The 12,523-nt window shown below is 63.9% G+C and carries 11 protein-coding genes; 6 read left to right on the top strand and 5 right to left on the bottom strand.

What is annotated here, in order from left to right; genetic code table 11:
* Positions 1-2,542 (bottom strand): non-ribosomal peptide synthetase (locus JaAD80_RS25900; RefSeq protein ID WP_146012542.1); only part of this gene is annotated, 2,542 nt, incomplete at its 3' end.
* A gap of 1,360 nt (positions 2,543-3,902) precedes the next feature.
* Between JaAD80_RS25900 and JaAD80_RS25895 the strand changes: the two genes are divergently transcribed.
* From JaAD80_RS25895 to JaAD80_RS25880, 4 genes are read left to right on the top strand one after another with little or no spacing between them, the layout of a single operon-like run.
* Positions 3,903-4,721, top strand: coding sequence for an alpha/beta fold hydrolase (locus JaAD80_RS25895; RefSeq protein ID WP_102298845.1), 819 nt, complete (start codon positions 3,903-3,905; stop codon positions 4,719-4,721).
* 11 nt (positions 4,722-4,732) lie between these two features.
* A complete protein-coding gene (locus JaAD80_RS25890; protein ID WP_308410648.1) occupies positions 4,733-6,274 on the top strand; it encodes an ATP-binding protein in 1,542 nt (513 codons plus the stop codon).
* Positions 6,275-6,308: 34 nt separating this feature from the next.
* Positions 6,309-6,824, top strand: coding sequence for a hypothetical protein (locus tag JaAD80_RS25885; RefSeq protein WP_102298839.1), 516 nt, complete (start codon positions 6,309-6,311; stop codon positions 6,822-6,824).
* 14 nt (positions 6,825-6,838) lie between these two features.
* The gene (locus tag JaAD80_RS25880) at positions 6,839-7,243 is read left to right on the top strand and encodes a hypothetical protein (RefSeq protein ID WP_102298837.1); all 405 of its coding nucleotides are present in this window, start codon (positions 6,839-6,841) and stop codon (positions 7,241-7,243) included.
* 36 nt (positions 7,244-7,279) lie between these two features.
* Here the strand turns inward: JaAD80_RS25880 and JaAD80_RS25875 are convergent, their stop codons facing one another.
* From JaAD80_RS25875 to JaAD80_RS25865, 3 genes are all read right to left on the bottom strand, one after another.
* Entirely contained in the window at positions 7,280-8,497 is a 1,218-nt protein-coding gene (locus JaAD80_RS25875) for an MFS transporter (RefSeq protein WP_102298836.1), read from the bottom strand.
* Between the two features lie 317 nt (positions 8,498-8,814).
* Complete coding sequence (locus JaAD80_RS25870) at positions 8,815-9,231, bottom strand: SRPBCC family protein (RefSeq protein ID WP_102298841.1); 417 nt, start codon at positions 9,229-9,231, stop codon at positions 8,815-8,817.
* Between the two features lie 19 nt (positions 9,232-9,250).
* Positions 9,251-10,267: an aldo/keto reductase gene (locus JaAD80_RS25865; protein ID WP_102298834.1), complete on the bottom strand. Its 1,017-nt coding sequence runs from the start codon at positions 10,265-10,267 to the stop codon at positions 9,251-9,253.
* Between the two features lie 102 nt (positions 10,268-10,369).
* On the opposite strand from JaAD80_RS25865, the gene JaAD80_RS25860 reads away from it, so the two are divergent.
* Both JaAD80_RS25860 and JaAD80_RS25855 read left to right on the top strand, forming a co-directional pair.
* Positions 10,370-11,281 carry a LysR family transcriptional regulator gene (locus JaAD80_RS25860; protein WP_102298832.1) on the top strand — a complete coding sequence of 304 codons (912 nt, stop codon included), beginning with the start codon at positions 10,370-10,372 and terminating at the stop codon, positions 11,279-11,281.
* Positions 11,282-11,323: 42 nt separating this feature from the next.
* Positions 11,324-11,782: a DUF421 domain-containing protein gene (locus tag JaAD80_RS25855; RefSeq protein ID WP_102298831.1), complete on the top strand. Its 459-nt coding sequence runs from the start codon at positions 11,324-11,326 to the stop codon at positions 11,780-11,782.
* 22 nt (positions 11,783-11,804) lie between these two features.
* Here the strand turns inward: JaAD80_RS25855 and JaAD80_RS25850 are convergent, their stop codons facing one another.
* Complete coding sequence (locus tag JaAD80_RS25850; RefSeq protein WP_102298829.1) at positions 11,805-12,278, bottom strand: DUF6328 family protein; 474 nt, start codon at positions 12,276-12,278, stop codon at positions 11,805-11,807.
* Positions 12,279-12,523: the final 245 nt, after the last annotated feature.

The raw sequence follows: 12,523 nt of genomic DNA, 5'->3' as shown, positions 1-12,523 counted from the left end.
GGCCGGCCACCGTGGGCGCGCCAAACAGCTGGCCCAGGGTGAGGGCCGTGCCGCTGGCCTTGCGCAGGCGCGACACCAGCTGGCCGGCCAGCAGCGAATGGCCGCCCAGTTCGAAGAAATCGTCATGCCGGCCCACCTGTTCCAGCCCCAGCAGTTCGCGCCACAGGCGCGCCACCAGCATTTCCTGCAGGCCCAGCGGCGCTTCCACCTGGCGTCCGGACAGCGCGGCGCGGCCAGGCACGGGCAGGGCGCGGCGGTCGACCTTGCCGTTTGGCGTCATGGGAAACTGCTCCAGCAGCACGAACGCGGGCGGCACCATGTAGGCCGGCACGGCCTGCGCCAGCTGCGCGCGCAGGCTGGCGATGAAGGCGGCGCCGTCCGCCTGCGTCATGTTGGCATCGGCGCGCACGTAGGCGGCCAGGCGCTTGTCGCCGGGACGGTCTTCGCGGCACACCACCACGGCCTGGCGGCAGGCGGGATGGCTGGCCAGCACGGCCTCGATTTCGCCCAGCTCGATGCGGAAGCCGCGCAGCTTGACCTGGTTGTCGATGCGGCCCAGCATGTCCAGGCGGCCGTCGCGCGTCCAGCGCACCAGGTCGCCCGTGCGGTACAGGCGGCTGCCCGGCACGCCGGAAAACGCATCGGCGATGAATTTTTCCGCCGTCAGTTCGGGCCGCGCATGGTAGCCGATGGCCACCCCCAGGCCGCCGATCAGCAGTTCGCCGGGCACGCCCACGGGCACCGGCTGCAAATGGCGGTCGACCAGGTAGACCTGGGTATTGCTGACCGGTTTGCCGATGGTGATCAGGCCATCGCCGGGCAGCACCTGTTCGCCCGTCGAATAGATGGTCGTCTCGGTGGGGCCGTACAGATTCCACAATTGGCCCACGCGCGCCAGCAAGCCATCGGCCAGTTCGCGCGTCATCGGCTCGCCGCCGCTGATGATGCGCAAGCCGTGGCGGCCCTTCCAGCCCGAATCGAGCAGCATGCGCCAGGTGGCGGGCGTCGCTTGCACCAGGGTGGCGCCGCAGGCGTCGATCAGTTCGGCCAGCGCCAGGCCATCGGCCGCCGTGGCCGTGTCGGCGATGGCGACGGTGGCACCGACGGTGAACGGCAGCAGCAGCTCGAGTACGGCGATGTCGAAGGACAGGGTGGTCACGGCGCAGATGGTGTCGCCGTCCGTCATGCCCGGCTGGTGCAGCATGGCGCCGAAAAAATTCACCAGCGCGCGGTGCGGCAGCAGCACGCCCTTGGGGCGGCCAGTGGAGCCGGACGTGTAGATCACGTAGGCGGGCGAGGCGGGATCGACGGCCACGCTGACGGCTGGCGCGTCCTCCGCCCGCTCGGCGATGTCGTCGATGGCGACGAATGTGCGCGCGCCGGCTGGCAGTTGCGCCTGCAGCGCGTGTTCACCGAGCACCAGGCGCGCGCCGGAATCGTCGAGCATGAAGGCCAGCCGTTCGGCCGGATAGGCCGGGTCGAGAGGCACGTAGGCGGCGCCCGCCTTGAGGATGCCCATCAGGCCGGCCACCAGTTGCGGTCCGCGGTGCAAATGCAGGCCGACCAGGTCGCCCGGCTGCACGCTCAGTTCCATCAGGCGCGCGGCGACGCCGTCGGCGCGGCGCGCCAGCTCGCCGTAGCTGACGCGATGGCCGCCATGCACGATGGCCGTGCGCTGCGGCGTGCGGACCGCCTGTGCGTCGACGAAATCGTGCGCATTGCGCAGCGGGCCCAGGGCCAGGCCGCTGGCGTTCCAGTCGTGCAGCAGCATCTGCCGCTGCGCGGGCGGCAGCAGGTCCAGTCGCACCAGCGGCAGGGCGGGATCGGCCAGCAGTGAGCGCAGCAGCTGCTGGAAATTCTGCGCCCAGCCGGCAATGCCGTCCGCGTCGAACAGGTCCAGCGCAAAGTCGATGCGGCCCGCAAGGCGGCCATCGCCGCTGGCGTCTGCCAGCACCAGCGCCAGGTCGAACGGCGTTTCCTGCGCTTCTGCCATCGCCCGCGAACCGTAGGCCAGCACGGCCTGGAACAGCGGATGGAAACTCTCGCTGCGCGGCGGCTGCAGCGTTTCGGCCAGCTGCGCCAGGCACACGGGGTGGCGCTCGGCCATGACCAGTGCGGCAGCGGCCTGCGCCAGCAGGCTGTGGCCCGTGCTGGCGTCGTCGAGGCGCAAACGCAGCGGCGCCATGCCGCCATGCCCGTCCACGCCGATGACCAGGTCTTGCTGGCCGCTGAGACGGCACAGGAAGGCGCTCCAGGCGGCGAGCAGCGCGGCCGACACCTGGTTGCCAGTGCTTTGGGCCAGCTGCCGCAAGCGCGAGGCGGTATCCGTATCGAGGGCGAAGGGCACGCTGCCCATGCGCCAGCTTTGGCGGGCCGGGCGGGATCGTTCGCCGGGCAGTTCCAGCAGGACGGGGGCGCCGTGCAAATGCTGGCGCCAGATGCCGGCCTGCTCCTGCGTCAGGGCGGGGAGAAGGCCGGGGCCTGGCGTGGCACTTGCCTGGCGGCTTAGCCGAAGAGTGTCGAAATAGTCTGTCAGAGCCATGGTGTACACCGAAAAATGGGGCGGTGAGTCAGTCCGGTCCGTGCCAAAAGAGGCTGGTACGGGATCGGGGCGGGAAATCAGCGTTGCGAATATAGCATCGGGATTTTCATTTCCCGGGCATCTTGGTGTTTTCAACTTAATAACAACACTTGGGCCTGATAATGATTTTTTGGCTAAGTTTTCGATTATTCGTGCGCACGGGCGGGCGCCATGATCAAGGTTGTTTTGCTAATCTCGGTGAGGCCGCGAAACGGTGCTTATATCGGCGCGTGAATATCCGGACAGTCACGCGGATGCACAATCCTGGTGCAATGAATGGCTTGCCGATAAGAATTATTTAGCAGGTGAGCAAGCCCTAATGCGGGCTGCAGCGATGCGGCGACGGGGAAATACTGGGGTGGAAAAAAATGGTGCAGTGCACGAGAATAAGGCAGGGTTACGACAGTGGGTAAATTGATAAGATGCGCAGATGTCAGCCATGAAACCATGTTAACTACTTGTAATTTTTAGTAATTATCAAAAACATCGAAAATATTTTAAATATTCATAATGATGAAATAATGTACTGAAATGTATGAAATATTAATGAAAAATTCTGTCATAATGTAGATGAGCAAAATTTACGATCGTGACAGGGGCTAAATGCATTCTGGTTGTGGCACGCTGCCGGTCTGAATGTTGTTGCCAACCGTTGAAAGCCCCATGCATTCGGCATTTTACAGTCGCCTGATCGCAGAAAAAGATACCAATAGTCAGCAATTTAATAATTGCTTAAGTATTAAACATCGTTTCCATCTATTCACGGAAATTATCATCTTCATCATTCATTTTTGATATAAGTGATTTCCTATATTTAAATTGCAAAATAAGGAAAGCGCATATGAAAATAAAATAATTTAATGTGACTCGGTAGATATTTACTATCAAAACTATGGTATGTGATGAGGCGGAAAATATGAATGTCGAAAGGCGGAATCGCTAACTTTCATGAAGTGGCCGCCATCTGCGCATAAAAATGCTTTAGGTTTAAATGAAATTGCGGTGTGTGAATATCTGTGAGTTTTCTGCCGTATTGACGACAGGCATTATCTGCGTGGCCGGATCTGCCTGGTTTTGGATTATGTGCGGAGCTGGGCGCGGGATTAAGCTGCATGCCGGAATGACAGTGACTATTCAAATGAAAGTCACTTGGCAGAAAGGCGATGGCTGGCTGGCGTGCTGTCGCCACGAGGAAGCGCACGTGGCTGATGCGGGCTCAAGGGTGGCGCATTGTGGCCGGCTGGGGTATTCTTGCGTAGAAATTTAATAAGAAATGTATTTCTGCGGAAACAATCTGCGGAAACAAGTGAACGGGGTGGGCATGCATATTCAGATTCGCAACAACGTCCGTGTCGCTGGTGAAGGGCCGGCGACCCTGGTGTTTGTCCATGGTTTCGGTTGCGATCAGACAATGTGGCGCTACCTGGAACCGCAGTTCCGCCAGCACTACCGCACGGTATTGTTCGACCTGGTGGGCAGCGGCCAGTCGGACCTGGCCGCCTACGACACGCGGCGCTACGCGACGCTCGACGGCTACGCGGACGACTTGCGCGCCGTGGTGGCGTCCGTGGCCGATGCCACCGGCGGTCCCGTGGTGTGCATCAGTCATTCCGTCAGCGCCATGACCGGCTTGCTGGCCAGCATCGCCGCGCCCGAGCTGTTCGCCGCCCAAGTCATGCTGGCGCCATCGCCCTGCTATATAGATGAACCTGCCACTGGCTACCGCGGCGGTTTTACGCGCGCCGACATCGACGACCTGCTCAGCGCCATGGACAGCAATTACCTGGGCTGGGCCGGCACGCTGGCGCCCGCCATCATGGGCGCGCCCGGGCAGCCGGCGCTGGGCGAAGACCTGACGCGCAGCTTTTGCCGCACCGACCCCGCCATCGCCCGGCATTTTGCCCAGGCGACCTTTCTGTCCGACCACCGGGCCATCCTGCCGCGCAACACCACGCCGGCCCTGATCGTGCAATGCAGCGACGACTTCATCGCGCCGCGGCCGGTGGGCGATTACCTGCATGCGATGCTGCCGTGCAGCAGCCTGCAGGTGGTCGAGAATATAGGCCATTGCCCGCACATGAGCGCGCCCGACGCCAGCTACCGCGCCATCCGCCATTTTCTCGACGGCCTGCACCTGTGATGCGCGACTCCATGTCCATGCCTTCCTTGCCCGACGCCCAAACCCTGTTCCAGCACGCGGCCTGCGGCCTGCTGCTGTGCGCCAGCGACGGCACCATCGTGCAGGCAAACGCCACCTTTTGCGGCTGGCTCGGTTATGGCGCCGGTGAATTGATCGGCAAGAAGACGCTGCAGGACTTGCTGACCATCGGCGGGCGCGTGTTCCACCAGACGCACTGGCTGCCGCTGATGCAGGTGCAGGGCAGCGTGTCGGAAGTGCTGCTCGACATGCGCCAGCGCCAGGGGCAGTCGATTCCCATGCTGTTCAACGCCGTGCGGCGCGAACATGGCGGCGTGCGCTATGACGAGATCGCCGTCTTCGTCGCCAGCGACCGCCGCAAATACGAGCAGCAGCTGCAGCTGGCGCGCAGGGAGGCCGGCGAGCTCAACGAGCAGCTGGCGGCCGCCGACCGGCGCAAGGACGAGTTCCTGGCTACCCTGGCGCATGAGCTGCGCAACCCGCTGGCGCCCATGCGCAACGTGCTGGAAGTGTTGCGCCTGGCGCAGCTGGACGACCCGCAATTGTGCTGGGTGCGCGACGTGCTGGGACGCCAGGTGGGCCACATGACGCACCTGGTCGACGATCTGATGGAAGTGTCGCGCATCACGCGGGGCCGCCTGGAATTGCGCTGCGCCAGCGTGGAACTGGCGCCCGTGGTGGAAGCGGCCCTGCACAGCGTGGCGGCCATGGCGGCGCAAGCCGGCCACGAGGTGCACGTGGCGCAGTGGCCGCACGCCATCTGGCTCGATGCCGACGCCACGCGCCTGGGGCAGATGATCGCCAACCTGCTGACCAATGCCGTCAAGTACACGCCGCCGGATGGCAGCATCTGGCTGAATGTGGCGTGCACGGCGGACGAGGTGCACATTACCGTGCGCGACTCGGGCATCGGCATCGCTGCCGAGCACCTGGACACCGTCTTCGACATGTTTTCGCAACTGGAACCGGCGCTGTCGCGCGCCCAGGGCGGCCTGGGCATCGGCCTGTCGCTGGTGCGCGGGCTGGCCGAACTGCACGGTGGCACGGTCAGCGCGCACAGCGATGGCGTGGGGCGGGGCAGCACCTTCGAATTGCGCCTGCCGTTGCCGGCCGTGCCGCTGGCGCCGCCGCCCGAGGTGAACCGGCGCCTGCTGGCCGGCACGCGCGAAGGGAAAGTGCTGGTCATCGACGACAGCGCCGACGCCGCCGAAAGCCTGGCGCTGGCGCTCGACATCCTCGGCTACGAAGTGCGCACGGCCTACGACGGCGCCGCTGGTATTGAAACGGCGCAAAGCTTCATGCCGCGCGTCATCCTGCTCGACATCGGCTTGCCGCACATGAACGGCTACGACGTGGCGCGCCTCTTGCGCGAGCTGCCATGCGGTGAACTGGCCATCCTCGTGGCGGTGACGGGCTGGGGCCAGGACAGGGACCGCAAGATGGCCTCCGACGCAGGCTTCGATCTGCACCTGACCAAGCCCGTGGATTTTTATGAGCTCGATGCGGTGTTGCAGAAAATGCTGCAGTTGACGTAAGGTCGTGGCCGTCACGATTCCTGGATGAAATGCAATGCACCAATTGTCAGAACTTGAACAGGCGTATTTCCAGCTGCGCCACGGCTACGGCCAGCCCGACCGCTGTGTCGACTGGGCCGTGGAGCGCCTGCGCCTGGACCAGGAAGGCGACGATCTGGATATCGTCCTGCTGGCCAGCGCGCGCGGCGCAGACGAGGCGCTGCCGCTGGTCGAGGCCATCATTGAACGCTACGGAAGCACGCAATGGCTGTCGGAGCAATTTCTGGCTGGCAAATATCTGGTGGAACTGCGCGATGCCTATCTGGCGGGGCGCGAAAGCGTGCAGTCGCTCGACGTCATCCTGACCCGGCTGTATCCGGCGCTCGCCTATCCCGACTGGCTGGTCATGCTGAGCCGCAATTGCGAGTATGCGACGGACGTGCCTGAATTTGTGCAGCCGTTCGAGCGGGAATTCGCGTACATCGCCGGCCTGTGGGCAGGGGCGGACAGCGTCGCCGAGTTTGAGCAGCGCTATTCCCGCGCGACGTCGAACGGGCACGATGTGGGCTGATGCTTGAGCGCATGATGAAAAAAGTCGATATGTTTATCTGTTCCCTGCCGGCCATGCGCGCGTGTGCCAGCTGGACGGAGGCGGTTGACGCTTTTCCCGTCACCGGCATCAGCTTGCCGGGCGAACTCGATTTCGCCTCACTGGCGCTGTTGCTGACCGGCTCGGCCGCGCCCGCGCTGTTGCCCGCAAACATCGCCGGGCGCGATCTGTGCATGTTCAGGGAGGATATGGCGCAAGCGCTGGGCGAATTGGCCGCCGATGAGGTGAACGAGCTTGCAGTGGCGTGGTCAGCGATGGCCCCCTGGGCGGGGTCGGCTGTCAATCCCTTCGACCTGGCGGGCTTTCTGCTGGAGTTGCAAGCGAACTGGCAGCGCTGCGCGACGCCGGGAAAAGCCGTGCTCCTGTGGCTTGAAGCGTAAAGCGGCGGCCCGGACACGCGGCCGCCGTACTCAAGCTCAGGCCGGCTGTGCGCCGCCCACGTTGCGGCTGCGGTTTTCCACGAGTACGGAAATGCCCAGCACGACGATGCCGCCGCAGGCCAGCATGGCGCCGACCCAGCCCGTCGAGCGCAAGCCCATGCCCATGGCGATGGCGATGCCGCCGGCCCAGGCGCCGAGCGCGTTGGCGATGTTGAAGGCGGAATGGTTGAGGGCGGCGGCCACGGTTTGCGCGTCGCCTGCCACGTCCATCAGACGCGTCTGCACGGCGGGGGCGACGGCGATGCCGGCGCCGATGGCGAACAGGTTGATGGCTGTCAGCCAGACATTGCTGCTGGTATAGGTAAAGGCGGCCAGCGCGGCCACGTTCCACAGCAGCACGCCAAAGATGGTCCACAGGCGCGAGCGGTCGGCCAGCCAGCCGCCGATCAGATTACCCACCGTCATGCCGATACCGATAATGGCCAGCAAGACGGAAATCACCAGCGGCGACACTTTCGTCACTTCCAGCAAGGTTGGCGTAATAAACGTGTAGACGGCGAACATGCCGCCAAAGCCGATCGCCACCATCAGCAGGGTCAGCCACACTTGCAGGCGGCGGAACACGCCCAGTTCGCGGCGCGGGCTGGAGTCGCCGGCGGCCACCATGGGCACGAAGATGCGCACCATCAGCATGGTCAGCAAGCCCAGCGCGGCGACCAGCAAAAAGGCCGAGCGCCAGCCCAGGGTCTGGCCGATATACGTGGCCAGCGGCACGCCGAAGATATTGGCCACCGTCAAGCCCATCAGGACCCTGGCCACGGCCTGGCCCCGCTTGTCCGGTTCGGCCAGGGCGGCCGCCACCAGGGCCGCCACGCCGAAATAGGCGCCGTGCGGAATGCCGGCGACGAAGCGGGCCACCACCAGCAAGCCGTAGTTGGGGGCGATGGCGCTGAGCAAGTTGCCGCCCGCGAACATCAGCATCAGGCAGATCAGCATCAAGCGGCGCGGCATGCGCGCCAGGAAAATGGTGATCAGGGGCGCGCCGATGACCACGCCCAGCGCGTAGGCGCTGATCATGTGGCTCATCTGTGGCAAGGTGGTGCCCAGGTCGTCGGCGACGACGGGCAGGATGCTCATGGAGGCGAATTCGCCCGTGCCGATGGCGAGGCCGCCGATGGCCAGGGCCAGGTCGGCGTATCCAGCGCCAAAAGGCGCGGTGACGCGCGGAATCAGGGGATCTACGGAGGCGTGCATGTTCTTATTGGTTGGGTAAGGGTGAAACCGGGTGAAGTTGCGTGCTGTGGCTCAGCCGCAGGGGTGGCAATGCGCCACCGGATGCGAAGTGAAGAAAGGCAGGGGCGGGCAAGCGCCCCGCATTTCGGGCTAGAAGAGCTGCCCACAGACAACATTGTAAGAGATTCGGGCTAGCTCTGCTGGGCGATGGCAAAAATCTGCTGCACTGCACACCACAAGGAATGCCCTTGTTGTTAACGATAACACGGAATCTGCGCGATTCCGCCACAGGGACGGGAAGAAAGCCCGGCTGTGGCGGAAATGGTCCTGCTTGCCTGTTACCTGGCCAATGCTTGCTGCAGTGCTTCCAGCCCCGCCACATAGATGCCGTGGAACAGTTGCGTGACTTCCTCATCGCTCACGCCCACGGGCGTGAAACGGCCGGACCACGTGACCCTGGCGTGCTGACTGCCGGCAATCGCGCTCACTTGCAGGGTCGACAAGTAGTCGCTGGCTGGAAACGGCGCCTGCAGGATGGAATAGCTGTAGCTGCGGGCCGTGTTGTCATACGCTTCCAGTTGCTCGACGATGACGTCGCCGGCCGGGTTGGCCAGGTGGCGGATGCGGCCCCCTGCGCTCAAGGTGCTGCTGGGGATATACGGCAGCCAGTCGGGCAGCGAGTTGAAGCCGCCGATCAGTTGCCACACTTGCGCCGGCGTGGCGGCGATGTCGATGGAGGTGGTGGTGTGCGCCATGATGGTCATCCTTTCTGTATTAGTTGCTGCCCGTTGGCAGGGGCGCGAATGCCGACACCAGTTGCTCGGCGCGCATGTCTTGCCAGAAGGCGGCGGGGATGACGCTGTTCAGCGCTTGCTGGTCTTCGGCCAGGCGTTCCGGACGGCTGGCGCCGGGGATCACGGCGGCGACGGCGGGGTTGGCCAGCGAGAATTGCAGGGCAGCGGCCTTGACGCTGACGCCATGGCGCGCGGCAATCGCCTTGATGCGTTCCACTTTGGCAATGATCTCGGGCGAGGCTTTCTGGTATTCAAAGTGCGCGCCACCGGCCAGGATGCCCGAACTGTAGGGGCCGCCGACGACGATGTCGACATTCTGTTTCGCGGCGGCAGGCATCAAGCGCTGCAGCGCACGTTCATGGTCAAGCAGGGTGTAGCGGCCGGCCAGCAGGAAGGCGTCCGGCTGGGCTTCGGCCAGGTCCAGGGTCAGTTCCAGCGGTTCCACCTTGTTCACGCCCACGCCCCAGGCCTTGATGACGCCTTCTTCGCGCAGGCGGGTCAGCACGCAGAACGCGCCCGTGCGGGCCGTCTCAAATTGCGCCAGCCAGTTGTCGCCGTGGAAATCCTGGGCGATGTCGTGGACCCATACGATGTCGAGGTGGTCCGTGTCCAGGCGCTTCAGGCTTGCCTCGATCGAGCGCAGGGTGGCGTCGGCCGAGTAATCGTCGACGATCTTGTTCTTGCGGCCAAATTCGAACAGTCCGCCTTTTTCGCCCAGTTCGCGCGCTGCCGGGTCTTCCAGTTCGTCGAGGATGAGGCGGCCGACCTTGGTGCTCAGGATGTAGTCGTCGCGGCGGCGCTGTTTCAGGGCGGCACCCAGGCGCAGCTCGGCCAGGCCGGCGCCATAGAATGATGCCGTATCGAAATAGCGGATGCCGCTGTCCCAGGCCGCGTCGACCGTCGCCATTGCTTCCTCTTCAGGAATGTTGCGGAACATATTGCCCAGCGGCGCCGTGCCGAAACCCAGTTTGCCCGTCAGTAAGTGTTTGATCGTCATGGTGTTTTCTTTCAATGTGTGGAGGAGTGAAAACAGAATAGCTGGACAAGTTAAGCCTGTCCAAGACATAATTGGCGCAACTTGAGTCCTGAAAGGTCTGACATGCTGGACATGCGCCAATTGCAATACTTCATCGCCGTCGCCGAAGAAGAACACGTGGGACGCGCCGCCGAGCGCCTGCATATTTCCCAATCGCCGCTGAGCCGGCAAATCGCCCAACTGGAAGACAAGCTGGGGCTGACCCTGTTCGAGCGCAGCGCCCAGCGCATCCGCCTGACGCGCGACGGCCATACCTTCCTGGCCGAGGCGCGCGCCTTCATTACCCACGGAAATCGTCTGGAAGCGCTGGCAAAGCGCCTGGGGCGTGGCGACGAAGGCGGGCTGTGCATCGGCTATATCGAGAATGCCATGCATGCGGGCGTCTTGCCGGACGGCTTGCGCACCTTGCGCGCCACCCGGCCGCAGGTGCACATTGCCCTGTACAACCTGCATTCGGCCGAGCAGATCGAGGGCTTGCGCCAGCGCAGCCTGGATATCGCGCTGCTGTGCGAACCGCCGTTGCCGAACGATCCCGACCTCGATTGCGCGCAAGTGCTGAGCGATCCCATGCTGCTGGCCTTGCCGGAGACACACCCGCTGGCGGCCAAGGCCGAGCTGACCCCGGACGACCTGGCAGGCCAGGAGTGGATTGCCGTGCTGCATAAGGAAAGCGTGCTGAAGCACGACAATTTCATCGCCGCCTGCGCCCGCGCCGGCTTTACGCCCGATATTCGCCTGCAGGCCACGGAGCCGTTGACGGCGCTGGGCCTGGTGGCGGCCGGACTGGGCATGGCCATGATCCAGCACAGCCTGCGCCAGCACGCGCCGGCCGGCGTGGTCGTGCGCGAGTTGCCATGGTTCAGCTACCGTACGCCCCTGTGGCTGGCCTGGCACAAGGTCAACTTGCGTCCGCTGGTGGGCATCTTCCGCGCAACCTTGCTGGAGCAGGCCAGCGGTGTGGCCATCGCGGCGTAAAAAGACGTATAAATAAGGCAATCATCTATTGGGAGGATTGCCATGTTTGCCATGCAAGTGCCGGTGTGGGAGCTGGTTGTGCGCGCGGTCATCATCTACCTTGCCTTGCTGCTGATGGTGCGCATGACAGGCAAGCGGACGGTGGGACAGTTCACGCCCTTCGACCTGCTGGTCGTCATGCTGCTGAGTGAGGCGGTATCGAATTCCCTGTCGGGCGGCGACGATTCCGTACCTGCCGGCCTGATACTGGCCCTGACCCTGATCTGCCTCAACATGCTGATTGCGTGGATCACGTCGCGCAGCCGCAAGCTGGCCGACCTGGTGGATGGCACGCCCGTGCTGCTGGGGCGCGACGGGCGGATTTTCGATGACGTCGTCAAGAAATGCCGCGTGGCCGGCGGCGATGTCGAGCAGGCGCTGCGCGAGGCGGACTGCCCGCTGGCCGACATGAAATGCGCGTTCCTGGAAGCGGATGGCAAGATCACCATTTTGCAAAAGTAAGCGGCCGCGTCAGGCGGCCGTGTCAGATATCCCGGTGGCGTTTCAGGTGCAGCGGCAGCCACCACCACATGCAGATGATGAGCGACCCCATCAGCACAGCGGCGATGATGCCGGCGATATGGCCGAAGACTTCCGACATCACCAGGTTCGTCCCCAGGATAAACGCCAGCGCCAGCGAGAATGCGCCGCACATCATGATGCGGTCGGCCACTCTCTTAAAACGCTCGCGGTCCTGCAGGGGCCGCATGACGCGGTGCTGGATGGCCGGTGCGCTGAGCAGGACCAGGCTCGTCATGGAGAGGAAAAACGTCAGCAGGAAGACGACCTTTTCCGCCTGCACGATCTTTGCAAAGCCGCCATTGAAGGGCAGGATGATGAGGAAGGCGGTGAGCATCTGGGCGCCGGGCAGCAGGATGCGCAGTTCGCTCAGCAGGTCGGACAGGTCGCCTTCCTCGCCTGACTGGTCATCGTCGTCCCTGGGGTGAGCGTGCGGCATGGCGTGGTCCTCGTGATGGTCAAGGTAGCCAGTCTACGCTGCAGAGGCAAGGCTGACTGTGGGCGGGCGCACCTTCAGAAGCATTGCGCGATACGCTGGGGATTGCGCAAGGCAAACTCGCGCAGCCGCCACAAGGGACTGGAAACGATGGCGGTGGCGCTGTGGCTGGCGTCGTGGCCGCAGTGGCCGCAGGTATGGCGGCGGTGCGGCGCCAGCGCGAAATCGCCCAGGTCCAGGTGCGGATG

The organism is Janthinobacterium sp. AD80, from assembly GCF_002878455.1.
Lineage (GTDB): Bacteria > Pseudomonadota > Gammaproteobacteria > Burkholderiales > Burkholderiaceae_D > Janthinobacterium.
The sequence above is the reverse complement of the archived record's forward strand: the minus strand, read 5'-3'. Positions and strand labels throughout refer to the sequence as shown.